This is a genomic window from Paenibacillus ferrarius (assembly GCF_002027705.1).
Lineage (GTDB): Bacteria > Bacillota > Bacilli > Paenibacillales > NBRC-103111 > Paenibacillus_E > Paenibacillus_E ferrarius.
Genome location: NZ_MBTG01000009.1, coordinates 67,227 through 93,738 on the forward strand (window position 1 = coordinate 67,227; position 26,512 = coordinate 93,738).

The 26,512-nt window shown below is 47.2% G+C and carries 24 protein-coding genes and 1 other annotated feature; of the genes, 6 read left to right on the top strand and 18 right to left on the bottom strand.

The annotated features are described in order from the left end of the window. Positions 1–34: 34 nt before the first annotated feature. The 5 genes from spoIIP to gpr form a co-directional block, all read right to left on the bottom strand. Positions 35–1,267, bottom strand: a complete 1,233-nt coding sequence (gene spoIIP / locus BC351_RS10920; protein ID WP_079411738.1) for a stage II sporulation protein P — start codon at positions 1,265–1,267, stop codon at positions 35–37. A gap of 466 nt (positions 1,268–1,733) precedes the next feature. Beyond that, entirely contained in the window at positions 1,734–1,901 is a 168-nt protein-coding gene (locus BC351_RS42180; RefSeq protein WP_158082051.1) for a hypothetical protein, read from the bottom strand. Next, positions 1,873–2,850, bottom strand: a complete 978-nt coding sequence (locus tag BC351_RS10925) for a TIR domain-containing protein (RefSeq protein WP_079411740.1) — start codon at positions 2,848–2,850, stop codon at positions 1,873–1,875. The genes BC351_RS42180 and BC351_RS10925 overlap by 29 nt, the downstream gene beginning before the upstream one ends. Next, the gene (locus BC351_RS10930) at positions 2,847–3,320 is read right to left on the bottom strand and encodes a TIR domain-containing protein (protein ID WP_208629677.1); all 474 of its coding nucleotides are present in this window, start codon (positions 3,318–3,320) and stop codon (positions 2,847–2,849) included. Before BC351_RS10930 ends, BC351_RS10925 begins: the two co-directional genes overlap by 4 nt. Before the next feature lie 136 nt (positions 3,321–3,456). Beyond that, positions 3,457–4,455 (bottom strand): GPR endopeptidase, encoded by a 999-nt coding sequence (gpr, locus tag BC351_RS10935; RefSeq protein WP_079411744.1) that lies wholly within the window; start codon positions 4,453–4,455, stop codon positions 3,457–3,459. Positions 4,456–4,651: 196 nt separating this feature from the next. Here gpr and rpsT point away from each other — a divergent pair, with 196 nt between their 5' ends. Further along, a complete protein-coding gene (gene rpsT, locus BC351_RS10940; protein WP_079411747.1) occupies positions 4,652–4,921 on the top strand; it encodes a 30S ribosomal protein S20 in 270 nt (89 codons plus the stop codon). Between the two features lie 68 nt (positions 4,922–4,989). Here the strand turns inward: rpsT and holA are convergent, their stop codons facing one another. The 7 genes from holA to BC351_RS10975 all read right to left on the bottom strand — a co-directional run bounded on the left by holA (position 4,990) and on the right by BC351_RS10975 (position 11,707). Then, on the bottom strand, positions 4,990–6,009 hold the full coding sequence (gene holA, locus BC351_RS10945; RefSeq protein ID WP_079411749.1) for a DNA polymerase III subunit delta: 1,020 nt from the start codon (positions 6,007–6,009) through the stop codon (positions 4,990–4,992). 219 nt (positions 6,010–6,228) lie between these two features. Further along, positions 6,229–7,452, bottom strand: a complete 1,224-nt coding sequence (locus BC351_RS10950; RefSeq protein ID WP_079411751.1) for an anti-sigma factor — start codon at positions 7,450–7,452, stop codon at positions 6,229–6,231. Next, positions 7,449–7,997, bottom strand: coding sequence for an RNA polymerase sigma factor (locus BC351_RS10955; RefSeq protein ID WP_079411753.1), 549 nt, complete (start codon positions 7,995–7,997; stop codon positions 7,449–7,451). The genes BC351_RS10950 and BC351_RS10955 overlap by 4 nt, the downstream gene beginning before the upstream one ends. Positions 7,998–8,312: 315 nt before the next feature. After that, complete coding sequence (locus tag BC351_RS10960) at positions 8,313–8,915, bottom strand: response regulator transcription factor (RefSeq protein WP_079411755.1); 603 nt, start codon at positions 8,913–8,915, stop codon at positions 8,313–8,315. Positions 8,916–8,936: 21 nt separating this feature from the next. Beyond that, complete coding sequence (locus tag BC351_RS10965; RefSeq protein WP_079411757.1) at positions 8,937–10,052, bottom strand: sensor histidine kinase; 1,116 nt, start codon at positions 10,050–10,052, stop codon at positions 8,937–8,939. Positions 10,053–10,055: 3 nt separating this feature from the next. After that, positions 10,056–10,796 (bottom strand): ABC transporter permease, encoded by a 741-nt coding sequence (locus BC351_RS10970; RefSeq protein WP_244208959.1) that lies wholly within the window; start codon positions 10,794–10,796, stop codon positions 10,056–10,058. 26 nt (positions 10,797–10,822) lie between these two features. Then, positions 10,823–11,707, bottom strand: coding sequence for an ABC transporter ATP-binding protein (locus BC351_RS10975; protein ID WP_079411761.1), 885 nt, complete (start codon positions 11,705–11,707; stop codon positions 10,823–10,825). 170 nt (positions 11,708–11,877) lie between these two features. Between BC351_RS10975 and BC351_RS10980 the strand changes: the two genes are divergently transcribed. The 4 genes from BC351_RS10980 to BC351_RS10995 are packed head-to-tail and all read left to right on the top strand — an operon-like array spanning position 11,878 to position 15,942. After that, positions 11,878–13,449 carry a spore germination protein gene (locus tag BC351_RS10980; protein ID WP_079411763.1) on the top strand — a complete coding sequence of 524 codons (1,572 nt, stop codon included), beginning with the start codon at positions 11,878–11,880 and terminating at the stop codon, positions 13,447–13,449. Between the two features lies 1 nt (position 13,450). After that, positions 13,451–14,560 (top strand): GerAB/ArcD/ProY family transporter, encoded by a 1,110-nt coding sequence (locus BC351_RS10985; RefSeq protein WP_079411765.1) that lies wholly within the window; start codon positions 13,451–13,453, stop codon positions 14,558–14,560. Next, positions 14,550–15,731, top strand: a complete 1,182-nt coding sequence (locus BC351_RS10990) for a Ger(x)C family spore germination protein (protein ID WP_079411767.1) — start codon at positions 14,550–14,552, stop codon at positions 15,729–15,731. Before BC351_RS10985 ends, BC351_RS10990 begins: the two co-directional genes overlap by 11 nt. A 4-nt stretch (positions 15,732–15,735) precedes the next feature. Continuing rightward, a complete protein-coding gene (locus BC351_RS10995) occupies positions 15,736–15,942 on the top strand; it encodes a hypothetical protein (RefSeq protein WP_079411769.1) in 207 nt (68 codons plus the stop codon). Positions 15,943–16,011: 69 nt separating this feature from the next. On the opposite strand, the gene BC351_RS11000 is transcribed toward BC351_RS10995, so the two are convergent. The 4 genes from BC351_RS11000 to BC351_RS42880 form a co-directional block, all read right to left on the bottom strand. Beyond that, entirely contained in the window at positions 16,012–18,021 is a 2,010-nt protein-coding gene (locus tag BC351_RS11000) for a methyl-accepting chemotaxis protein (RefSeq protein WP_079411771.1), read from the bottom strand. 148 nt (positions 18,022–18,169) lie between these two features. Beyond that, complete coding sequence (locus tag BC351_RS11005; RefSeq protein ID WP_079411773.1) at positions 18,170–20,746, bottom strand: DNA internalization-related competence protein ComEC/Rec2; 2,577 nt, start codon at positions 20,744–20,746, stop codon at positions 18,170–18,172. A gap of 107 nt (positions 20,747–20,853) precedes the next feature. Continuing rightward, positions 20,854–21,366 (bottom strand): deoxycytidylate deaminase, encoded by a 513-nt coding sequence (locus BC351_RS11010; protein WP_079411775.1) that lies wholly within the window; start codon positions 21,364–21,366, stop codon positions 20,854–20,856. A 102-nt stretch (positions 21,367–21,468) separates the two neighbouring features. Beyond that, the gene (locus BC351_RS42880) at positions 21,469–21,897 is read right to left on the bottom strand and encodes a ComEA family DNA-binding protein (RefSeq protein ID WP_244208960.1); all 429 of its coding nucleotides are present in this window, start codon (positions 21,895–21,897) and stop codon (positions 21,469–21,471) included. 165 nt (positions 21,898–22,062) lie between these two features. Between BC351_RS42880 and comER the strand changes: the two genes are divergently transcribed. Continuing rightward, a complete protein-coding gene (comER, locus tag BC351_RS11020; RefSeq protein WP_079411779.1) occupies positions 22,063–22,881 on the top strand; it encodes a late competence protein ComER in 819 nt (272 codons plus the stop codon). Positions 22,882–22,916: 35 nt separating this feature from the next. Here comER and leuS read toward each other — a convergent pair whose 3' ends face one another. Then, the gene (gene leuS / locus BC351_RS11025; protein WP_079411781.1) at positions 22,917–25,376 is read right to left on the bottom strand and encodes a leucine--tRNA ligase; all 2,460 of its coding nucleotides are present in this window, start codon (positions 25,374–25,376) and stop codon (positions 22,917–22,919) included. Between the two features lie 66 nt (positions 25,377–25,442). Further along, positions 25,443–25,679 (bottom strand) — a binding site (T-box leader). Positions 25,680–25,749: 70 nt separating this feature from the next. Then, positions 25,750–26,511 carry a class I SAM-dependent DNA methyltransferase gene (locus BC351_RS11030; protein ID WP_079411783.1) on the bottom strand — a complete coding sequence of 254 codons (762 nt, stop codon included), beginning with the start codon at positions 26,509–26,511 and terminating at the stop codon, positions 25,750–25,752. Position 26,512 lies beyond the last annotated feature (1 nt).

A 26,512-nucleotide genomic window follows, 5' to 3' on the forward strand; every position in this document is an offset into this window, starting at 1 on the left:
CGTTCATAAGCATTATGCTCCCAAACTAGCATCCTTAAGATTGTTTAGGTGTCGTAAGGGGAATATCTACTTTCTTCGCATTCAAAATCACTTCGGAAATCGCTTCGGCCAGCCAGTCGGTTGTTCGGTAGCACTCTTCAAGCGTGTTATAAGGACCGCCCACTTCAATCAACAGTGAATTCGGCGAAAAGTTTTGATTATATAAGCCATTATTGCCTTCTGTCGCTTCCTTCGCATGAATTCCCTTCGATATTCCGGGATGTTTGGCTTCTAGCACTTGATGGATCATGTTGGCAAATTCTTCATTCTTCTTCCAATTTGGATTTTTGCCTCCGATAATGAAATAAACTTGGGCATAATCCTTGCCACCGATCGTGGTGGTCGTCTTATCCCGAACAGCGGAATCTCGGTGAATATCGAAGAAATACTGCAAGTCTGGATGTGTAGCTGCGGCTTCCTGCAAGGTTTTCAACGAATATTTATAGGAGTACGGGTAATCAAAGTTTTTGACCGTGCTTGGGTAAACGGTTTGCGAATGAACAGCGCCGATGCCGTCCTTCTCCAGATTTTGCGCCAAGCGTTGACCAACGGAAATGACATTGACTTTATCACTATAGGCTTTGTCTGGATTCGTAACGCCTTTGAGCTCCGGCAAATAAGATTCATTGCTATGTGTCTGGTAAATGAAGGCTATATTGTCTCCCGCCGTCCGCGGCGGCTGTCCAACCGGATTCGCAATCGGAGTAGAACTGGCTATCGGTGAAGGCTCTGGTGATTGTGAAGCCATTGGATTGATCGCTTCCGCCTGCAGATCCCGCGAATTGGGATTGTAGTCGATCGGGTCACTGGGATTGGGCGCACTGCCTCTTACCAAAACCGTTGTTTTATTCGCATCCATCCCTGGCACTTCACTCGCGACCAAACTTCTGGGATCGTTCGGGTTAATATCCGTCATGAACTGGAAAGCAAAATGAAAAACATTATGCTGTGAAAAAGTGAATTTTTTCTGATCTTTATTTAGATGCGGCACTTCCATGCCCAGCATATCGATGAAAAATTGATTCGTGACGGAAGCAGCTAGGCTTTTCATGGACGAAACAGGGGAGGTTGTCATGAATCTACTCTGCAGCACCCCTCCCACACCAATGAGCACAAAAATAGCAAGGGTAGCTGCGCTGAGAATGAAAAATGCTTTGCCGACGGAACTTGCGCTCTGAAACGTTTTGCGAACATGGCTGAGATTTAATGTAGCTGATGTCCATTTCATCGTTTGATTCCTCCTAATCTCTCTTAATTTAATCTATGAAACGAGCCTCTTCGCTAGAACTCGAATCACTAGAAAATTTGATAGAGGGAAGATAGAGAAAGCAATCATGAACGAGCAATGGGTCCTACATGTGATGTCTGTGATGTCTGTGATTCCTGTAATACCTGTGATGCCTGTGATGCAACCTGTGCACTGACACTCTGCATGTGCTTCATGCTGGCCAATGGGAACTATGATCCCCTATTTGATCCAAAATCCCATTTTGGAGGATGAAAGGGAACTGTGATCCCTTATTTCCTCTTCCGATGATGAAATAAAGCAGAATTAAGCAGTTTAGCGTACTGTAGTTCCCATTCAGCCAGCAAAAGGGCTCTCATGGAGCAAATAAAGGATCATAGTTCCGTTTCCCTCCCCTGCCCTGCAACGAAAAAAGAACCCCTTTCGGGGTTCTTCACATGGGCTGTAGCTATGCAAGCGATTCAAAATCGAATGAGCCTTTGGCTACGATAGTCACCCCGCTTGTTTTGTTCAAAACGGTGGGACCTGTATATAGTTTGAGCAGCGTCTTGTCGCTCGATTTATGTTCATTCTTGGGAGTTGATCGGTTACGAACTTTCTTCATGTGCTTCAGCATAGAGAATCCTTCCTTTCACAATCGATTTGAGAGAAGACACAAGCTTCGCATTTCTTTCGGATAATTCCATCATGACTTGATGATGGCTGCGCGCCGGGATATCATCTTTCGTTTTGAAATGGATGGATGAAACGATCGTTGGATGCAGCTTAATGCAGTAAATATATTCATACTCGCCATCTTCCTTATCCTTGGCTCGGCCTAGGTAGATGTTCGTATCTTGGCCTCGATAGCATTCTGCTAAATAACTGTTGGGGTCATCGACGTGGAAACTGTGGTTGTTGCTTACTTGGCCGGCACGACCAAACTGCTGTAAAGTCACACCGTCTACAAGAAGCTCAAAGAGCGTTGCCGCGGTGACTTCTTGAAGCTCGATTATACCACAATTGGTATCAAATGTCTTATGGAATTTATCCAGTACGCGGTCATAATCCACGCTGGACACACTCAGCGAATCCAAAGCATCAAACAAAAAACTGCGGATCGCATCATTCTTTTTCATATCAGACGGCTTATATCGCTTCTTCTGCATACTCATACTATGCTTGATCGGATACAGATGCGGTCCGGCCATCTCCGCCAACTGCGCATTCTCCTGTTGATCATCCAATCTCAAAGGGCTATAGCCTTCCAAATATTCAGGCAGCTCAGCCTCTTGGGACAGCACCAGAAATGTCCGGCTGTGACCAAGCTCCCCAAGACATAATCCGATTAGCACAAGTATATTCGCAAACCGCTGAGGATCATGACAATCCGTCTTCGTCACAATCAGCAAAGCAAAATCCGCTTCTTCGATGTGCCGCTTGAGCATTTTCAATTTCTGCTGAGAGGCTGTCAGCACCCCTTGATTAATCAGCGTTGCCTCGGCTGCCTGAGACAACTGAGATTGATAGAATTCACCCCAAAGCGAACTCGCCGGGGAACAGCCAATAAATAGTTTAGGCTTCATTTCTGTCTCAGCCCTAATCTCCCCAGCATCTGCTTCACAATGAAAGTAGCCGGACCCAGGCCTGCCAGCAAGCCAGAAGAGTGGTTAGGATTGTACATAAGCGGCGTGAGACCAAGCAAATCCGTGGCAATATGTAATTCTTCTCTTTCTGGAATCAGAAAATAGGTTCTCTCTAAACCTATTTGTCCAATGAATAGACCAAGCTCCAGAATGACGTTGTCCCGCACAGAGCTTACTAGGGAATCTCTGAGTAAGGTCAAATCGTTAGGTTGAAAAACAAAAATAGCAAAATCACTAGCTTGGGCCTGTTGGATAAGCGGGGCCAAGATGGTATGTGAGGGCGGAAACAGCAGTTGGCTCCAGATCGTAACATCACATGAATAATGGAGATTGGCCTGCAAGGCTTCTGCAACTTCAATACTTTCGGCAGATGACCCTATAAATAACTTCGCTTGTTGTGAAATGCTCAACAAAATCACTTCCTCGTCAGAGATCATCATCATTAATTCGACATTGTTCTCCTATCTCCTTCCATATTTCCTTAAATTGGACAAAAAAGAAAGAACTGTTCCACTTATCGTCGTGGCCCAGCTCTTCATCCTTGTTTTAGTGCGTATAGGCGGCAACATTATCCACGCTTACAGCGTCGTGTAATGCCGCATTTAAGCCGCTTGCGATTATATTGGCAATATCCTCAATAAACTGGTCAATCTCCTTCGGGGTGACGAGCAGATCGTGTCCTACAGGGTTCAGGACTTCCTTCACCAGCTGCAATCGTTCATCTTCATGGATATTGTCCAACAGTCCCAGAATCTGCCCTGTATTGCTTGTCTGCTCGCTAAAATGCTTATGCATGAGGTCAAATGCGTTGCTCACGATCGTCGAGGCATAAACAACGGTTGGCACCCCAATCGCAATGACAGGAATACCAAGATTCTCTTTGGTCAGCCCTTTGCGCTTATTTCCGATCCCTGAGCCTGGGTGAATGCCTGTGTCGGCAATCTGAATCGTGGTGTTCACACGGTCCAAAGATCTGGACGCCAAGGCGTCAATAGCAATAATGAAATCCGGCTTCGATTTGTCAACAATCCCCTGTACGATATCGCTGCTTTCAATACCTGTTGTTCCAAGCACGCCTGGCGCCACAGCACTAACAGTTCTGTAACCGGGACTAACATCGTCTGGAACCAATTCAAAGTAGTGTCTGGTGACCATGATGTTCTCTACCACAAGAGGGCCAAGCGCATCTGGCGTCACATTGGAATTGCCCAACCCGATAATGAGAGCCTTTGCTTGTTTGGGTATGCCGATTTCGCGCAGGAATTGCTCGAACTCCTGAGCCAGCTTGGTGGCAACACGATCCTGCAGTTGGCTGTCTTTTTCCCGCAAGGCAGGCACTTCTATCGTTATATAGTGACCGAGAAGCTTACCAAGCGCTTTGGAACCTTCTTCGTTCAAAACGTTAATTTTGGTCACTCGAATTCCATTTTCTCGCGTAGATTCCTGCTCAATGCCGGGAAGCGGCTGCCCGTGATTCGCAGCATGCGCCATATCCCGTGCATCTAGTGCGAGATCCGTATGTGTTGTAAAAGAGCCTAAGTCCATTGGCGTTCCCCTTTCTCTGGTTCCTTGCATCCCTTATTGTGTGACGATTTTTTCAGCCTTATACAAAAAAGAAGACCACTGAAAACCTATTGACAGGTCTTGCATTTTCAAATATTGCATGGTAGAATACTTAAAGTTGTCAGCAAACATACAAATGTAACGTTGAACCGTGTTTTGTAAGTAGGAGGTGAATTTCATGCCAAACATTAAATCCGCTATTAAACGAGTAAAAGTTAGCGAAAAGCGCCGTCTTCGCAACGCTTCCCAAAAGTCCGCTCTGCGTACTGCTGTGAAAGCTTTCGAAACTGCTGCAAGCAATAATGTTGAATCTGCCAAAGATGCTCTGATTAACGCTTCTAAGAAATTAGACAAAGCAGCTTCTAAAGGTTTAATCCATAAAAATGCCGCTAACCGCAAGAAGTCCCGTCTGGCTAAAAAGCTGAACGCTCTTACGGCCCAAGCGTAATACAAGGACATAAAGCAAAAGTCCAGCTCTCTTCGGAGGGCTGGACTTTTTTCCGCTGTTGTTTCTCCTTAGGCAGCAAGCCGAAGAAGAAACATTTCAAGACCTAACACTTTATCAATTTTCCCTGTTTTCATCTGATAATCCAGATCCGCCAGCTGCGACATGATGTCGCTCAGCTTCTGAATATCATACCGCCGGGCTTGTCCTTCGGCGACTTTCACGGCAAACGGATGCAAGCCGATCTGCGAGGCCATCTGCTGCTGGGAGTAGCCCTGTTTGCTGAGCTCTTTAACTTGAAGCATAATGCGGAATTGCCGGGCAATAAGCGAAGCGATCTTGATCGGCTCCTCGCGCTGTTTCAACAATTCCTCCAGAATAACAAAAGCTCTCTCCAGCCTTACATTGACAATATCCTCAATGAGAATAAACACGTTCTGCTCCGTGCTCCGAGCCACGAGCTCATCAATGACGTTCACGGACGCCTCTGCACCCACACCCACATACAAGGAAATCTTCTCAATTTCTGCGGAAAGAGACTGCAAATTGCCCCCCGTATACAGGATCAACTGATCAGCGGCTTCTCTTGCGAATGCAAAGCCCAGCTGTTCCGCCTGTTTAGCCACCCAAGCCTGCAATTCATCTGCACTAAGCGAGAGGAACGGAACAGCCGCTTCAAGGTCTTTGACCGCTTTAACAATTTTCTTGCGTTCATCCAGCTTGTCCGCATCTACTGTAAACACAACGACCGTATGCTCCGCTGGCGACTTCAAATAATCCGTCAACCGATCCAGATGATGCTCGATCTTCGTGCTCTCCTTGGCGCCTGTAAAGAATAAGGCGTTTTTGGCAATGACGAGCTTCTTCGGCACCATGAAAGGAAGCGTCTCAGCATCCTCCAAGACAGCGGAGAGGCTGATTTCACTTAAATCAAATTTACTCACAGCGAACTCTTTGTGCTCAGGTTCAATGAGTAAATCTGTCAACACTTGAATAAACTCTCTCATCTTATATTTCTCAGGACCGTAGCACAAATACACCGGTGCCGGGCGACCTGCTTGAATATCTTTCAATGCTCTCTTTGCATCCATGGCTAGCGTTCACTCCTTGCTTCCATTCTACCAACAACAAAGGGATTACGTCAAAGTCCAAAGACCCTGTCGCAATCCCTTTGTTTGTCTATTTAAACACCGGTGAAAGGCTCTAGAAACCTTAAACCATGTGGACAAGCCACCAATTTCGCGCTGCGTGCTGCTGCTTCTTAAAGTATATACAGAGACTGCTCATTTGGTGCATGCATGCCGCAATTGTTAAGGAGACACTTCTGTTTTGGCTTTCAGATCGATGCGAAACGATTGGAGATTGTCTCCACTTTGCGTTTGATAAAATAGGATATCATCTTTGGACCATTCCAAAAGTGAAATCTGATCACCCGTTTGCCAAATATGCTTGGATTCGAAAACAACGGCTTTCGTGGCACTATTTCGAATGACAACATGCTGTTCTTCAACAACGGCTAAATAAACCTCTGAGGCAGATTTCAATGAAGTTACAGCCGGTGGAGCAACATAAAAAGATTGAATGCCAAAGGAATCACTGGATTCTTCACTTTTCTTCTCAAGCGGCGCCGTTTTCTGCTCTCCAGCTTTGGCCTGATTGGCCGCTTTGGCATCGTCATGCTTAGCGGAAGTGTCCCTTTGGACCGGCGGATTCGTCGCCCCAGGAACTGGGTTAATCACAGAATCCTTCACCGTATTCGGGTCCTTCATACGCTCCGGTTCGGTCGTCGAAGGCGCCACTGGCACTTGATCAGAGCCTTTGAGTGTATCTTTGCTGATGGCCAGCGGTTCCTCCAGCTTCGCGCTTGTTGTGGCCTGAGGCGCTGTTCCGGCTCCTGCTGCATCATCCGCTTTGCGCTCTGTCTTCGGCGCGTCCGAAGTGGCTTCCTGTGTCGGTGTTGGCGTTCCTTCCGGCTTGCTTTCAGGGCTGCTGGATGGCTGCACAGCCATCGAATTAGCGGCTGCCTTATTTCCAAGATCGCCAGCACCACCTTGTCCAGCACTTCTGGACTCTGACTTGCTTTGTGGCTGCATCAGGCCATCCGCGTTATCCAAGACAGGATGGTTCAAATTAAAAACGAAGAAGCCAAGGATGAGACCCGCGGCCACGATCCCGCCTGCGAATTTCCATGAGAATTGCGATCCAATTCGGCGTGTCCTAGGGAGTTTAGAGGTCTGCCCAGGGGCGGTCTGGCTTGTACTCGTGCCAATGACAGCCACTTTGTCAGTAATGGACGCCGCGTCATGTTGTCTATCCAATTCGGCTAGTTGCGGCATAATAGCATCGACTAAACTGTATGGAGGAACAACCTTGGGTAATTGGGTCAACTCATCGGACAATTTCTGTAAACGTTCAAACATCTGTGCACAGTCCAAACAGCGCGCCAGGTGAGCGTGAAGCTCATCTTCTTCCTGAACATCCAGATCTCCATCCAGTTGTCTTTGCATAAATTCCATCACCTCTTGACAATTCATCCCCGAACACCTCCTTTCTGATAGTCTTGGAGCAGCGACTGCAATTGCTGTCTCGCTCGAAATAAGTATGACTTCACCGTATTCAGTGGCAAGTTCAGCGATTCTGCAATCTCATGATACGAAAAGTCCTGCAAATAACGAAGAACAACGACAGATCGATGGTGCTCGGGAAGCTTATCTATTGCCTCTCGAATGTCTTTGGCTAAATAGCCGGTCATAATTTCATATTCCACATTATGCTCTGCAGTAAAAGTCATATCATGCTCATCAATAGAAACCGTTGGTTTCGCCTTGCGAAATTTATCGATGCAGATGTTAGTTACAATCCGCTGTACCCACGTCTTGAATAGCGCTTTTTCTTCATACGAATTAATTTTTGTATAAATCCGAAGGAGCGCCTCCTGTGAAGCATCAAGGGCATCCTGTTCATTATTCAAAATATAATAAGCGGTTCTATAGACGTGAGACTCAATTTCTCGCAATAGGGTAATGAGAGCATCACGATCACCGGCTTGAGCTGATCTAACCAGTTCGGGTGCTACCACTGGGATCCCTCCCTCTTGCAATCTTACAGACGCAGCTGCGGCTCATAAGGTTGCAAATCTTTTAGAATAAAATACAATAGCATCTTGCAACTAACAGAATAACAAATTTTCATGAATAAATACACACTTCTTAGACGCATATGAACAATATTAGTTTCATCTCAGTCAAATTCAAGCCTCCCTTTTGTACTATGGTCAAATTACTTTCATTGTAAGTCATTTCGCACGTTGGGTAAGTACTATGTTTATGTAGTACCTAGAAAGCAAAAAACCCGTGCTCCCTTAACGGGCTCACGAGCTCTTCTCAAACCTCATCTATTGAAGCCAACCGTTCTTTTCGGCGATCGCAATCGCATCAATGCGATTCTTGGCATCCAGCTTCTGCAAGATCTCAGACACATAGTTGCGAATGGTACCGCTCGAGAGAAATAGCTGCTTGGCCATCTCCCCTGCCGATAATCCCTGAGCGATCAGCTTCAGAATGTCCTGTTCTCTGCTTGTGAGCGGATTCTCCGCTTCCCAGAATTGGAGAGCAAGCTCCGGTGAAATCGCCCGGCCCCCGCCCTCCACTTTGCGCAGCGCTTCACTTAACTCCTGAATCGGCGCATCCTTCAACAGGTACCCGTGCACACCGGCTTTCATCGCTCGCTGAAAATAGCCGGAACGAGAGAAGGTGGTCAAGATGACTACGCGGCAAGTCATTTTTGCTTCTTTTATTTTATCGGCAACATCCAGGCCTGTCAGCTTGGGCATTTCAATATCCATAATACAGAGATCAGGCTGAAGCGCCTGAATCATTTCCAAAGCCTGTTCGCCATTAGCTGCCTGACCAACAACTTCAATATCATCCTCAAGATCCAGCAGAGCACTCAGTGCCCCTCGAAGCATACCTTGGTCTTCAGCAACCACGACTCGCATTCACGCTCACCCTTTCGCTTCCTATTGTTTGATTATCCTGGGGATTTGGATGACAAGACTGGTTTCGGCATCTGTGCCTATATGGAACGTCATTGTACCTTCAATTAGTTCCAGACGTTCTCTCATCCCCAGCAAGCCGCGCCCCGAAGAAGGCAGCTGTTGTTTATTCCTCTCGCAAACTGGACCGTTATCCGACAAGCTCATGTTCCAGTAAGCCCGATCCTCCTGAAGCTTCAATGTACAAATCGTCGCCCCGCTATGTTTAATCACATTCGTGATAGCTTCTTTCAAACACATGCCCAGAATATTCTGAACCATAGGAGGCATCTTGGATAAATCGACCTGATTGTCCACATCAAACGCCATACCAGCCGCACGTAAAATTTCTTCGGATTTCTTCAGCTCTTCCGTAATAGAGACCATGTTCATCCCTGAAATCAATTCACGCACCTGCTTCAACGCCGCTCGGGAAGTCGCTTGAATGTCCTTCACTTCCTGCACAGCCCGCTCCGGATTCTTGAGGATCAATTTCTCTGCCAGCTCGCTTTTGAGCGTGATCAAAGACAGCGTATGCCCGAGGGTATCATGCAGATCGCGGGAAATCCGCTGCCGTTCATCCAGCTTAGCCAGACGAGCAATCTCATCGTTGGCAAGCGTTAATTTCTCCCTCAGCTCATTTTCCTTCATTCTCGATCGAATTCCGAACGGAAGGATAAGCATAATGACAAGAGAAGGCAAGAAATACCAAAGCCCGTCGCCATAAAATTGATCGAAGTCCAGCAAAATAATGAAAATGACCGTCGTTATCAAAACAGCGAGGGTTAAGAAAAACTGTCTTGTCGTTGGCAGCAGCCCCATTAAGGGAATTGTATAGAAAAACATGTAGATCAAATACGGACTATAAGTCGTGGAAAAAAACAGGATCATCGCACAAATGAGCACAATGTAAATGAATCTCCGCTTGGCATCCCGAAATCCCAATGTGACACAAAGCGCAAAAACAGCTAATAAAGCAAAGCCGGCCCACATTTGCGGAAGCGGCTTTGACGTTAATGTCATGATGGGAAAAATTAAGTAGAAGAACCACAAATACCAAAGATCAACCGGAGATTTCCGGCTTTTGAGAAGCTTGCTCATCGTTTAGGCCGCCTTCTGTTTTTGCAGGATATACGATGATAATACCACAAACACGACCCCGTAACCGATCAGAATGAGTACGCCGCTCCACGTTAAACCTACGCCGGATATGATATTCCAAGCACCTTGACCATAACGAAACGTAGGGACATATTGCGCAATAGTTTGCATGATTTTGGGCATCGCTTGTGTTGGAAACCATAATCCTCCAAGGATGGAAGAACCCATGAAAATTATTTGCGCCACAACTTGTGTAACTTCGACAGTTTTGCATGTGCCTATCAGAAGGCCAAGCGCCATGAAGGGCAAAGAGCCTAACCAAATCCACAAGCCGCAGCCGACCCATTGTAAAAAAGTAAGCTCTACGCCTTTGACAAGCCCGCCGAGCAGAAACATAAAAATAATGGTAACCAAGTTAATAATGCTATGAGAAACAATTTTCGATAATACATAGGCGCTTGACGGCAGCGGCGTAATTTCAATCATCCGAAGCCAGCCCTGCGTTCTTTCCTGGGCGAACTTAATACTGAGCGTATTCACACAAGCTCCGACAACTCCAAAAACGGTCATCGACATCAAGTAATACGCTTTCCAGGAAACCCCTCCAACCTCCGTATTATCCCCCACCGTTGAGGAGAAAATAAAATAAAAAATGGCAGGCATAATTAACGAAAACATAAAAAATCGTTTATTGCGAAACGTTCTAAGCAGCTCCGCTTTACATTGAGCAATCATGGCTCTCATTGACGACATCTCCTTCATATCCCTATTTATTGTTGAACCAGAAACTGAAAAGCGTCTTCTAACCCGCCCGCATGTATTTCAATATCTTTGATATCCAGCTGCCGCTGAACCATGGCGAAGATGACTTGATCCGTATCCGTGCTCGTGATTTTCACCTTGCGACCACTCCATGTCACATCGTTAACGCAAGGCAGCGACGCAAGCTGATCTTCGGTCAGATGAGCACCCGCTGTGAAAAGAATCGTTTTTCGATTCGTAGAAGCTTTGATCTCCGCCGAAGTTCCATCCGCGATCAGTTTGCCTTTGTTGATGACAACAATTCGGTCCGCGATGCTGTCTGCTTCTTCCAAATAGTGAGTCGTAAGAATGATCGTCCTCCCGTTGGCCGCCATCCCGCGAACCGTTTCCCAGAATTGCTGCCTCGCGGTAATATCCATGCCGACGGTTGGCTCATCCAGAAACAGCAAATCAGGATCCCCCGCCAATGCGAGCGCGAAGCCCAGTCTGCGCTTCTGGCCTCCGGAGAGCGATGAAGCACGCTTGTTTTTCTCCGCTCCAAGCCCCGATATGTGCAGCAAATGGTCCAGCGGCAATGAACGGCTGTAGTAGTGCCGGAACAGGTCAATTGTTTCCAGAACCGTCAGACCATCAATCACATTAACTTCTTGAAGCATCGCCCCCAAGCGATTCCGAACAGCTCTGTCCTGAGGATTCCCCTCCCATATCCGAACACTTCCTTTGGTTGGGAGCAGCAGGCCGAGCATCATAGAAACCGTCGTTGTTTTCCCAGCCCCATTAGACCCTAGAAGCGCAACGACACTTCCCTCTTCAATCGTTAAGGATAGGTTATCCACTGCAGCTCTTCCTTTGAATTCTTTGGTTACTTGATCAATTTGAATGATTGGTTTCATAAGCCACCTCACAACGTTTTCTTTGATGTCCTCATCTTATCGCAAATAATGTCCTGACATCATTCACAGGTATCATCGATTTAAGATGACAAATGTCATTTCGGTTAATTTAGGGCAAAAAGGTAAATATTGAAGGTAATGCATTTGCGTAACATGGGAGGCAGCACATCATGTTCAAACAATTATTCGGCAAAAAACCGATCCGACGAGCAACCATTCCGGCAACGACGCAAATTCAAAAAAATCAAACCGCTTCCACTTCCAACCAAGGGCTTGCTCTTGAATTACAAGCTAACCTCGCCATGATTAAAATGCAGTTGCATAACCCAAGCGATCTGATGATACGCGAGTTCACCATTGGCGAGGAACAGCATCCCTGTGCGTTAGTCAGCTTTGACGGGCTGGTGGACACCACGCTTATCAATGACCAGCTGCTAAAACCGATGCTCCATTCTTATCATCATGCAGCTGCGTCCCCTTCTGAGCTTATGACCATTTTGACGCAGCAAATATTAACGACGTATGATCTTGAAATTGAAGATGTTGCGGATGACATGCTATCGGCTCTATTGTCAGGAAACACCCTGCTGCTGCTCGACAAACTGCAGCAAGGCATTCTCATTTCCAGCTGCGGCTGGAAAACGCGCGCTGTTGAAGAATCGCAAACAGAGTCCATCATTCGAGGTCCCCGTGTAGGCTTTTCCGAGGACCTGCGGACCAATACGGCCATGATCCGCAGGAGAATTAAAGATAAAAACCTCGTCTTCGATACCTATCAAGTCGGACGCAGAGGGAAAAGAGAGGTTGTCGTTACCTATATCGCGGATATTGTCCATCCTGAGCTGGTGAAGGAGGTTACGCGCAGAATAAACACAATTGATATCGACGATATAGAAGGGTCCGGATATCTAGAGCAATGGATCGCGGACAGTTTTCTTAGTCCTTTTCCGGTTATTTTGAATACGGAGCGGCCTGATAAAGTGTCTGGCTCCATTCTCCAAGGACGAGTGGGGATTTTGGTGGATGGCGACCCTTTCGCTCTCATTTTGCCGATCACCTTCGCCTCCAGCATGCAATCACCCGAAGACTTTTATCAAAATTGGCTGATTAGCACCCTAACTCGCGTCTTAAGGATGATTTCCGCTTTCATCGCTACTTTCTTGCCTGCTCTTTATATTGCTTTACTCGAATTTCATCATGGCATGATTCCCTCCAAACTGGCTTTCTCTATAGCCGGCGCGCGAGAAGGCGTACCGTTTCCCGCGGTCATCGAAGCTTTCGTCATGGAATTCACCTTGGAACTGCTCAGAGAAGCAGGCTTGCGGCTGCCGAAGCCAATTGGTCAAACCATAGGGATCGTTGGCGGACTAGTCATCGGGGAGTCTGCTGTTGCCGCAGGCATGGTCAGTCCTGTAATGGTCATTGTCGTAGCGGTCACAGCCATTGCGTCCTTCTCCTTGCCATCTTACTCCTTCGCCATATCACTGCGCATGATGCGGTTCGGCATTATGTTGATTGCCGCTGTTTTTGGGCTTTACGGCATCATTCTGGCTTACATCATGATCAATATTCACATCGTTAATCTAAAAAGCTTTGGCATTCCATACTCAACACCATTTGCACCGATATTTATTCGTGACTGGAAAGATCTCATCCTGAGGGCCCCCCTCTTCTTTCTGAGAAAACGGCCCAAAATGCTGCAAACCAAAAATGAAGAACGCATGCTGCCGAGGAGAAAATAACATGAAAACCTTTGAATACGGAGACCGGGAGATTGGTTTTTTGGATATGGTCATTACCATTTCCTCGATGATTATTGGGGTAGGTGTCATTATGCTGCCGCGGGATTTGGCGAAGACCGTCCAATCGTCAGATGGCTGGATATCCATCTTTTTTGCAGGTATTATCGCTGCCGGGTTTGCCTGGCTGCTTGCCTATATTGCGACTCACTTCAGCAAACAGGGCTATTTCGCCTATGCGACTGCAGCCGTTACGAAGCCACTCGCAATTGTAGCTGTCTTTTCCCTTTCCGCTTATTTTCTCTGCTTTGCCGCTTACGAGGTTAGAGCGATAGCCAATATTTCCAAGCAATATTTATTTGAAAATACGCCTGTCGAAGTCATTTCCTTAGCGTTCTTGCTTGTTGTCGTATATGGGGTATCAGGCGCCCGCGTTGGCCTTATTCGATTAAATATCCTGTTTATCCCGATTGTCATCACCATAACGGTGCTCGTCCTTCTGTTCAGTCTGGGAATCGTTGATACCAAAGAATTAAAGCCGTTTCTCATCACCGACTGGAAAGCGATAACCGTTGGCATTAAAAGAACGGCCTTTTCGCTCTTGGGGTTTGAAATCATCCTATTCTATATTTGCTTGATGAACCGCCCAAAGGATGCCCCAAAAGCCGTAGCTATCGGGATCCTGCTCCCCGTTATTTTGTACGCAGCCATCTATCTTGTATGTGTAGGCGTATTTTCCCAGATGACACTGAAAGAAATTACTTACCCCGCCGTAGAATTAGCCAAAGAAATGCAAATTCCAGGCGAATTTTTCGAACGGTTTGAGTCGATTTTTTTTACAATCTGGATTATGGCTGTCTTCACGACAACCGTCATGGCCTATGATTGTGCTGTGTTTGCGATCCATTCGATTTTCCCTAAAAAAAAACATATCCAATTGACATTTCTATTAAGTCCTATCCTTTATTTACTTTGCATGTTTCCAAAAAACTTAACGGATTTCGCTAAAATAAGTAGCGTTATCACTCATTACGGCGTAATCGTCAGCATCTTGTTTCCTATCATCATTTTTATGGTCGCAAAGCTTCGAGGAGTGAAAAGCGATGTCACTTAAAGCCCTATCAACCTTATTAGGACTTGGCTGTATCTTGTTCTTAACAGGGTGCTGGGATCGCGTAGAAATCAATGATCGAGGATTTGTTGTAGGGGTTGCCGTGGACTACAAAGAAGCAGGTGAAAAAAACCTATTCACAGGCACCTTTCAAATGATGGTTCCAGGCGGCTTGAAGCAAAGCAATACCCAAAATAATAGTGCGCCACATGCACAACAAGCCTATTTCAACATTTCAACTTCAGAAAACTCCATGCCTGCTATAGCGGCAAGAATGGCGGCCAAGACAAGCCGCACTCCTTATTTCGAACATTTAAAAGTGATCATTGTATCCAGCGAGGTGGCGAAGAGTAAAGCCGCATTCCCCAGCATGCTCGACTATTTCCTAAGGAATAGCGAGATGCGCAGAGGCGTCCAAGTGCTGATCGCGGAAGGAAAAGCTTCCGATATCCTAGACATTCAGCCAAATAATGAAACCACACCGATTGACTACATCTCTTCGATTGCCAAAAACAATAAAAAAACCAACTACATGCTCCCTCAATCGCGAATTGGAGATGTCCATGAGAATTTAATCAAACGCGAAAGCTACGTGATACAAAAAGTAAAAAAAGAAAATAAAGATCTAAGCTTGAATGGGAGTGCCTTATTCGATGGTGCAACCAATCAATTGGTTGGATTCTTGAATGGGGAAGAAACGCAAGGCCTCAACTTTATTACCAAGGAAGTGAAGGGCGGAATTGTTGAAGCTAATATTGGCGATGAAATCATTGGATTTAAGGTCGAGCGAGCAAGACGTAAATTCATCGTTAAACAAACAAGCCAAGACCACTTTAAATTTACGATTAAACTAGTCGCTGAGGGTGTGCTCGATAAATCGCTTACCAACGGCGATCCGACAGATTCCAAAACACTGGAGTCCTTGCAAAAAAAACTGGAAGAAACACTCATCAAGAACACGAATAAAGTCATTGCGAAGCTTCAAAAGACTTACAAGAAAGATGCTCTGGGACTCGGCTCCTATCTGTTTGAAAATCACTACAAAATGTGGAAGCCAATCTCTGAGAATTGGGATAACGGTTCGAATCTATTTTCCCAAACAGAAGTTGAAGTTCAAGCTCAGGTTATTATCCGACGAGTTGGAAATATATTTGAAGTATCGAGGGAGCGATAAGACCATGTGGTCATCTTTCATGGGTTTAATTCCATCCGGTTTAGTCGTGCTATGCACCCTATTATCTTACGTTGTTCCACTAGGCATTTACGCAATTAATCAAACGCTGCATAAATATGGCGACCCGCCATGGATGCAAACGGCCGTCCCTGAACAGGTTGATCAGCAGCCTGCGAACTATGGAGAAGCATTGCTCAAAGAAAATGAATAAACGAAACAAATGAAAAGGCCCAACAAGACATTCCTTTGCCGGAAATCGTCTTCTTGGGCTGTTCCTATTCTAAACTTTGAACTTGGATAAGGAATCTTGGAGAGCAACGGAAAGCTTCTCTAATTTATCCGATAGCTGCACCAGCCCTTTGCTAATGCTAAGTTGATCGGCGCTTAAAGAAGCGACTTGCTCAGAGTTGGCCAGCGACTGCTCGGACACCGCACCAACGCTCATCATGGTATCACTGAGCACGCCTTGCGATTCTTCCAGCTTCAAGACGGTTTGACTGACAGAACCCAATTGTTGCCTGAAACTAACCGTTTTCCCCTGTACTTGTTTGAACAGCAAATCCGCTTCTTTCACCGATTGAATCTGCTCTTGATACAGCGGATAAGCTTCCGATAGAACGGCCACTGTATCAATGACTTCATTTTGAATCATTTCTGTGATATGTCCTACGGTTTCAATTGATTTGCGCGACTGATCGGCCAGTTTGCGAATTTCATCAGCTACGACCATGAATCCTTTCCCAGCTTCCCCCGCGCGCGCGGCTTCAATAGTGGCATTAAGCGAAAGAATATTCGTTTGCTTGGTCATCTGGCTTAAAATATCAAGCACTTTTCGGATCGACAGCGTGCTATCCTTCAGCTTATCGACCTTCTCAACCATCGAACGTGTCATCTCTTCGGTCATGCTAGTTTTGGCGATAAGCTCTTCCATATAGCGGGTCCCCGTCCTGCTTGAGCTCTCCATCTCCTCTGCTGCAATCCCCATCACTTCATTGGCTTGCACAACACTGGTAATTTGTTCTCCGATTTGCATCGTCAGCTCATTCCCTCGTTCAGCCTGAGCGGCCAAGCCCGATGCACCACCGGAAATCTCATTGATCGCTGCGGCGATTTCACTTGCTGCCGCAGCCGTGTGTTTCGATGACACAGATAATTCTGCAGCCGTTTGCAACACTTCCTCGGAGGAATGCGTCGTTTGTTTGAACAATTCCGTAATTTGTCTCATCATCGCATCGAGGCTGCTTCCTAATTGACCGATTTCATCTTTGGATTTGGTCTGCACACGGATACGCAGATCTCCTCCGGCTCCATCCTCCATCAAATTACGAATATGGCCCAAGGGCTTCCCAATCATTCTGGCAACCAAATATCCGACCCCTGCCGCCAAAACTAATGCACAAAGGGAAACAATAAGCGTTAAATTATAGATAACTCCCATATCTTTGGTCAGATCATGAATCGGAATAATACCGACGTTGAACCAGCCAGTCGCTTCCGATTTGGACAAAACAATTTGTTTCGTTCCATCTATTGAAACAAAGGAATCGCTCTTCTTGCCCTTGCTTTCTTCGCGGATCGGGTAGCCGGAAGCAGCCCCCATTTGAGCCGAATCTTGACTATAAACAACTAGTCCTGCCCCATCTACAACTTGAATCGCACCGCTGTCCCCCATTTGAATAGAAGCCAGCTGATTCTTAACAATGTCCAAGCTGATATCAAACAAAGCAATGTAGTACTCTTTGGAGTTCGCTTGATGTATGAGACTTCCAACTGAAATTACAGGTGTTGTAGTGCGATTGTCCTTTGGCTTCGTGGACAACCATAACGGCTCTCCGTCTTTGGCAACAATAGCCTTAAACCAATCCTGATCGGCATAGTTTTTCTCAGACATCAAGCTCGATTTGGTTTGAATAATATCCCCATTGGACGTAAACAATTCCATCGACTGAATACCTTCATTGGAATATAAGTAAGCCGATAACGTTGCTTCCAAGATTGACATATTATCATTGTACTCTGGTGAATCTTTTTTTACATTTGAAGCCTTCCCGACTTGCTGCTGAAGCGGAGCGTCCATCACAAGCTGAAGAGACAGCTTCTGATACAATTGATAGACAAAATCCAGTTTCTGACCAGCCTGTACAATCGTTTGGAGAGAAGCATCTGTAACTTTTGTTTGCATGACATTTTTCGAAATCTGATACGAGGCGACACCCATGAAGATAACAAAAAACAGACTGCTTGCAATGATCGATAAACTAATCTTCATTCCTACTGATTTTAATGACATTAATCATCCCACCACCATGTCGATTTATGTAATTAGCAAACGGTCGATTTACAATTTCGACATAATTCTTTAAAACCCTTCCCAGAAATGACCATTTCGATCAATTTTTTGTAACATTGGCCGTCACTTATGAATAAAGCACTATGCCTTACGGCCTAGATAGCTTTTTCCTGAACAAAAGCCCAGTTTTCCGAACCTCCACCTGTACCTCTCCCATCTGATCCGTTCGAAATACGGCAATGCCGCCTTCGTTTAAGCGCTGCAGCACATCAGGCGCAGGGTGGCCATAGCTATTCGCTGCACCTACAGAAATAGCCGCCAACGATGGCCGCCAATAATCGAGCCACTCCTGCGTCGTAGAGGTTTTGCTGCCATGATGCGCAATTTTCAAAACATCCACCAGATGTGCGGCATCCACCTTATCTCCCTTTGGATTCCTTTCAAGGATCGCAGGATGGCCTTTCATAAAGTCCAGTACCTTCCGTTCCGACTCCTTCTCCATGTCGCCAGTAAACAACCAGCGCGTGCCTTGCATCTCCAATAAAAAAACAACGGATTGCGCATTTTGCTCCTTCACAATTTCAAGCTGCTGCGCGTTCTCCTCCATGGGATATAAGACATGAAATTTGGTTTGCGAATCAAGCTGAATCCAGCGACTGGCATTGGCAGGCAAAAGCGGTACTTTGCGCGCAACCAGCGTCTCAAATAATTGGACAGTTTGAGCTCCAGGCTTGAAAGTGCCGTTAAACATGAATTGGTTAACCCGCATCTGTGAAGCAACAGCCTGCAATCCCCCGCTGTGATCGGCATCCTCATGTGTGAGCACAACGAGATCCAATTGATGAACACCACGTTTCTTAAGCAGCGGAACTAACAGCTTAGCTCCAACCTCATAGGGGTCCTTTCGCATCTTCCAGCTTTCTCCTGGCTTCCTGAAAGTCAGCGTCCCCCCGCCATCTATCAAGATATGCTTGCCAAATGGCGTACGAATGAGAATCGCATCTCCTTGACCAACATCAATAAATTGGACGATTCCTGTTCGGTTCCATCGCTCCGGCGTATAGCCGATCCAAAGCAGTAGTAGGAAACAGGCACAGGTACAGCATAACCACATCGGGACGTTAAATTTAGTTCGGGCTTGAGGACTCTCCAGATTTACTGGCAGCCCATCTAGCCTTGACTGAGCTAAACGCCGCCACAACCAATAGATCCCAACCAGCAGCACGTAGTACAAAATAATCCAGAGCAGCCTTGGCGTTGGCCAAATTTGCTTAAAGCCCTGCAGTTGTTGAAGCTGATCCGTCGACCAGAAGATGGCCTCATTGAGCCAAGAGATACCTATTCCGAGCCCTTTGCCAGCAGGCACATATACAATCCCCGAGACGGTAGCAAGCAGTCCTGCAGGGAACACCACCAAACTGATGACTGGAACCAAGATGGCATTCGCCAGCCAAGACAATAACGAGAACTGATTAAAATAATAGATCGAGACAGGAAACGAGACCACTTGCGAAACGAGGGTGATGGAGGCGGTATTTCGCAGTATGGAAGACGGAATGCATGACATAAGCAAAGCATTCACGCGCTGGACGCCAAGGATAAGCCCTAATGTGACCAAGAATGATAGCTGAAAGCTGACATCCAACAAATAATAGGGATTCCACAGCAGCATGATCCAAGCAACGATCGCCATAATATGCAGGACGTCCTTCATCAAGCCCTTGCGGGCTGCAAAGAGGGCAACCATGGACATGAGTCCGGCCCTTACAATCGAGGGCGAAGCTCCCGTCAATAAAATATAGAACGGCAACAGCCAGATGCAGATTAGCAGATAGGTTTCCTTGGTTAACTTCATTCGGCGCATCAGCCCTATGCACACACCTAGAAAGACGGCAATATTCAGGCCCGAGATGGCTAAAATGTGGGTCAAGCCCAGCTCCGAAAATTGCTGGAACCGCCCTGGATCCAAATCATCGGTCTGGCCGATGAGCATGCTCTTCATAAACCCCGCCTGCGGCGCGGGGAAGATCAGGTCCATGCGCCTGCTGAGCGCATCGCGCAGCTCATCGTTCCAGCGCAGCAGCTGGACGATGCCGAAGCGCGCTGCCGCAGGCTCGACCTGCGCCTGATCCACCCCACTGGCCGCAAGCAGCCAATGGGTCTGGTGAAGGCGCAAGTACCGGCGGTAGTCGAAGCCGCCGAAGTTGCGGGCCGGGGACGGACTGCACAGCGTCCCCGTCAGCGTCAAAGCGTCGCCTCGGCGCCAGCCCGACGCCACAGCCTGCTGCTCCTGCTCCAGCAGGCGCAGCGAGACCTGCACGCTTTCCCCGCCAAGCGGGAAAGCCTCGCCCTGGAAGCGGACGGTCGCCGCTTCCACGGTGAAGCTGGCCCTGTCGCCGTCGACGGTGACAGGGCTGGAGAAACGGCCGAGCAGCGTGACCTCGCTGCCGTCCGGGTCCAGCCGCTGCTGCTGCGCCAGCGGCAGCGCAGTGACATTGCGCTGGTCGGCCCCTTGGTAGTAGCCGAAGGCTACACCGACCAGCAGCAGGGCGCACAGCGGCTGTCTGCCAGGCAGCCGCAGCGCATAAATGACGATCAGCGCGACCAGCAGCAGCGCGCTCGTCGTCCAGGTCAACCACCTGAGTTCGCTGTATATCGCAAGCACATACCCAGTTATCCACAAGCAGCATCCTAGAACAACTGGCCTTTTCATAAGATTAGACATGTTCCAGCTCCCTCAGCTTGCAAATAAAAAAACCTCTCTCCAGCCTTGCCCGATGGGCAACAGCCGAAGAGAGGTTCTTCCTCATTCTCTTTGCATAATTTCACTACTTAATCGACAACCTCAGACACGGTCCCGTGAGGAGGCTCGTAGCCTTCCATTCGCCGGAAGGCAATGCCGCGCGACACCATTAACTGACTGACTTTCTCGTGATCCTTCGGATACCCCCGATGAAAAACAATCTCGGTCACACCGCTATTTGCCAGCATATTCGCACAAGTCCAGCACGGTTGATCCGTGACATACACCGTTGAACCTTCACGATCTTCCCTATCCGTGAACAACAGTAAATTCTGTTCGGCATGAATGGTTCGAATACAGCGCTGCTTGCGAATCACTTCCTCAATATCCGCTACAACTTTCAGCTCAATTTCTTCCACGAGCATACAGCCTGCTTCCGTGCAGTCTGGCACGCCCATTGGGGCCCCATTATAGGCCGTTCCGAGCAGCTTCTTTCCTTGTACTAATACAGCGCCAACATGCCGACGGTTGCATCTTGAGCGTGTAGAGGCCATGTAAGCAATATCCAAAAAATAGGTATCCCAATCTTTACGAATGCTCATAACGGAGCGGTTTCCTCCTTCGCATGTCCCCTCATGCGTGGACATGGATTGCCTTTTTCATTTCTAGTATTCTCTCATACTTCCTAGCAAAATAAAAGCTGCCTATGGCGAACTGACAAACACCAGCGGCTTTAATTTCTCCAGCATCTTCTCGCCGATGCCTTTGACCTCCGTCAATTCATCCACTTGGCTGAACCGGCCTTTTTGCAACCGATAGTCCAGAATCGCCTGTGCCTTGCTGTTCCCAATTCCGGGAAGTTCGTTTAATTGCTCAAATGTAGCTAAATTCAAATCTAATATAGCTGCAGCCGATTTGGGTACAGGACTATGTACTGGCTTGGACTCCGTACTTACGATTGATTCCTCCGCCACTTCTTCAAGCATCGCTTGCATTTGACTATTCATAGGGATAAACTCAGTTTCGATCTGAGACCTTCCGCCACGCAGGAATGGCCATACGACCCCGATCAATAAACAAAGCACCGCCAAGATCAGCAGAAACTTAACTTTCCTATAACCGCCTAAATTCACAAATTCCCTCCATTCTTTCCCTTTCATTCATGCAAGCAAGCGTTCCTAGCATATTCGATGATCTGTAAGCATATAGATGAAAAAGCATCCGAATGACAACTTAAACTGACTCCGTTTTATAAATATGAACAAAAGTGACTGATTTTTTTCGGGAGGGATTACTGGATGAAAGCAGGATTCATCGGTACTGGGAGTATGGGAAGTATTCTGATTGAAGCTTTTATTCATTCTGGGGCTTTCAATCCGGAGCAAATTATTGCTGGAAATCGTACGATTCGTAAAGTAGAGCTGCTTGCTCAGACATATCCTGGGCTTCAGGTTGCTCGATCGAATAGAGAAGTGGCTGCAGAGAGCGATATCATCTTTCTATGTGTGAAGCCATCCGAATTAAAAACAGTTATTGATGAAATTAAAGAGGACGTGCTTCCTACTCAATTCGTGGTATCGATCACAAGTCCCGTCCTGATCAAACATTTGGAAGGCCTTCTTCCTGCTAAAATAAGTAAAATCATTCCAAGCATCACGAATTATGTATTGAGCGGCGCCACATTGTGTATTCATGGAAATCGCATGCAGCCAGAGGACAAAGAGTGGCTCGAGAACTTATTCGCCTATATTTCCTCGCCTATCTGTGTGTCTGAAAATTATACCCGCATATCTTCTGATTTATCTAGCTGCGGCCCCGCATTTCTGGCCAATTTCATTCAATCCTTCATTGATGCTGCAGTTGAGGCAACCGGTATTTCGAGTGAGGAAGCCACACTGCTTGCCAGTGAAATGACACTTGGCACAGGTAAGCTGCTGACAACAGGGGGGTTCAATCCAATTTCCTTGCAGAAGCGCGTTTCCGTTCCGGGAGGTATTACAGAAGAAGGTTTACATATCTTGAACGAAGAGCTTGCCGGGGTATTCGCACGGGTCATTTCGGCGACACACGCTAAATATGAAGAGGACCTGGAGAAGGCCGAGCATCGCTTTACTTAAAAGCAATAGCCTTCCCCGTCGTCTCCCTCATCTCATTAACCTACAACGATATTGACTAATTTACCTTTGACGACAATCAATTTGCGAACGGCCTTTCCGGCGGTCGCTTCTTTGACTTTATCAAGATCAAAAGCGATTTTCTCCATCGCTGCTTCGTCTGTATCTTTACTGATCAGTACTCGATCGACAATTTTGCCATTGACCTGCACCACGATTTCAATTTCATTATCGACTGTCCATGCTTCATCGTACGTTGGCCAAGGTTCATACGTGATGGACTCCGTGCCGCCCAGCTTCTCCCATAGCTCTTCTGCTAAGTGAGGCGCAAGCGGTGAAAGCATTTGAACGAAGTTCTTCATGGCTTCCAGCGGCAAGCGTTCTGTTTTGTAAGCCTCATTGACGAAAATCATCATTTGGCTGATCGCTGTATTAAACCGAAGAGCTTCAAAATCCTCGGTAATTTTTTTGATGCTGCGGTGCCAAGTCCGTTTGAAGCTATCGCTGCCCAACTGTTCATCTGCGCTGATTTTGGCTTGAACTTGACCGTTCTCATCCACAAACAAGCGCCATACACGGTTCAAATAGCGGTAAATCCCGTCTACGCCCGTCGTATTCCAAGGTTTGGTCGCTTCAAGCGGCCCCATGAACATTTCATAAATACGCAGAGTATCCGCACCTTGATCGCTTACGATATCATCCGGATTGACAACATTGCCGCGAGATTTACTCATTTTCTCCATGTTCTCGCCCAGAATCATCCCTTGATTCACGAGCTTATGGAACGGCTCTTTGGTGTGTACGAAACCAAGGTCGTACAAGACTTTGTGCCAGAAACGCGCATACAGCAAGTGAAGTACGGCATGCTCCGCACCGCCGATATACAGGTCTACAGGCAGCCATTGCTGTTGAAGCTCATGGGAGCAGAATTCCTGATCATTGTGCGGGTCGATGAAACGCAGGTAGTACCAGCAGCTGCCAGCCCATTGCGGCATCGTATTCGTTTCACGGCGGGCTTTCATGCCGGTCTCCGGATCAATCGTATTGACCCACTCGGATACGTTCGCCAGCGGTGATTCTCCAGTGCCGGATGGTTTGATTTCATCTACCTGAGGAAGCAGCAGCGGCAATTGATCCACAGGAACAGGCTTCATCGTGCCGTCTTCCAAGTGTAGAATCGGAATCGGCTCTCCCCAATAACGTTGACGGCTGAACAGCCAATCGCGCAAACGGTACGTCACTTTGCCGCGGCCTTTGCCTTGCTGCTCCAACCATGCGATCATGTGGCTGATTCCTTGCTCGATGTTCATGCCATTGATCGGCTCGGAATTAACATGAGCGCCATCCCCTGCATAGGCTTCCTTCTCAATATCTCCGCCTTGCACGACTTCAATGATCGGCAAATCGAATTGCTTCGCAAACTCCCAGTCACGCTGATCGTGTCCCGGAACCGCCATAATCGCTCCAGTCCCATATCCGCCAAGTACATAATCCGCAATCCAGATTGGCACTTGTGCCCCATTCACTGGATTAACCGCATAAGCGCCAGTGAATACACCTGTTTTGTCTTTGGCCAGATCTGTACGTTCAAGATCGCTTTTGCGGGAAGCTTTCTCTTGATACTCTTTAATTGCAGCTTCTTGCTCGCCTGTAGTAATTTGTGCGACAAGCTCATGCTCAGGTGCCAATACGCAGTACGTAGCTCCAAAAAGCGTATCTGGACGTGTCGTGAAGACAGTTAAATTCTTCTCTGCATGCCCTTCAATCGCGAATTGAACTTCCGCCCCTGTCGATTTCCCAATCCAGTTGCGCTGCATATCTTTAATACTTTCGGACCAGTCAAGCTCCTCTAGATCTTCCAGCAGTCTTTCGGCGTATTCGGTAATTCTTAGAATCCATTGGCGCATCGGCTTGCGAATAACCGGATGACCGCCGCGCTCGCTCAAACCATCAATAACTTCTTCGTTAGCCAGAACTGTTCCTAATGCAGGACACCAGTTAACGGGTACTTCGTCTACATAAGCGAGTCCTTTATTGTACAGCTGGATGAAGATCCACTGCGTCCACTTGTAATATTCCGGATCTGTCGTGCTGATCTCGCGATCCCAATCGTAGGAAAAGCCCAGGGATTTAATCTGACGACGGAAAGTGTCAATATTCTTCTTCGTGAATTCCCGTGGATCGTTCCCCGTATCAAGGGCATATTGCTCTGCCGGAAGCCCGAACGCATCCCATCCCATTGGATGCAAGACGTTAAAGCCTCTCATCCGTTTGAAGCGTGATACGATATCTGTTGCTGTGTAGCCTTCCGGATGTCCTACATGCAGACCTGCTCCAGATGGGTAAGGGAACATATCAAGCGCATAGAACTTCGGTTTATCCGAGTTGTCCAATACCTTGAACGTCTTCTTAGCATCCCAATAGCCTTGCCATTTGGGCTCAATTGCTTGGGGATTATAACCTTGCGTCTCTCTTGTTTCTTTCAATTCCTGTGTCATCTACAATTGCCTCCTATGTTCAAAGCGCTATAAGCACCAAAAAACCCCTCATCGCTAGCGGATATCGCTAGGGACGAGAGGTAAGATTCCCGTGGTACCACCCTAGTTAACACAAGACATTCTTTGCCTGTGTTCACTCTGCCCCTTAACGCGGGTGAGACGATCCGGCTAGCACCAAGCCTGCTGGTGTTCACCTTCTAGCTCCAAGGCGAGTTCACAAGACTAACATCTACCGGCTTCCACCCTTTAACCGATTCTCTGAAAGATGTTCTGCAAGTTACTATTCCTCTTCTAAGCTTTAAGCACATCTGATTGTCTTTGATTATATGTAAAATAATGCCGCAATGTCAAGCAGTTGCTGACATCTTCGCTGTTATTTCTTCGCAATGAAGAAAGCTCGCTCCGTCAAGCGGGTCGGTTTATCCCATGTAAAGTCTGCAGCCACATGCACCTCAGAGAAACCGGCCGCCAGCAGCATTTGGTGAAGCCAATCCAAGGGATAAGCTCGCTGCTGGTGTATTTCGTCGATTCGCCGGAAGACATCCTTGTTGCCGCTTTCTTTGACAAAAATGGTTAAATCGTGCTCGATCTGAACTCTTTCCTCATCAAGCTCGCTTGTCCAGATGTAGGCAACATCTTCTTCATTCAGGAAAAAAGGCTGAGATTCTGCGTAAGCGAACAATTGCTCCGGCGTATGTACATCAAAAAGAAACAAACCGCCTGGTTTCAGTCCCTCAAAGGTTTGACGGAAAGCATCTTCGATGTCTTCTTCTTCGAGCAAGTAATTCAGACTATCACAGAAAGAAATCGCCGCATCCACCGGCTCACCCAAATCCCATTCCCGCAGATCCTGCTGAACCCAGCGAATCGCCCCGCCGCGAAGCGGGCTTTTGTGATCTGCCGCTTTTTGCTCAGCGACCGCGAGCATATCCTCAGACAAGTCAATCCCTGTCATCTGATATCCTGCCACAGCTAACGGAATCGTCAGGTTTCCAGTCCCGCAACCAAGATCAGCTATCACGGCTGGCTGCAAGCCGAAACGATCGAAACTTTCTTTGGCAAACCGCAGCCAATCCTCGTAAGGCATGTTATTCATCAAGCGATCATACGTATAGGCAAATTTCTCGTAGCTCATA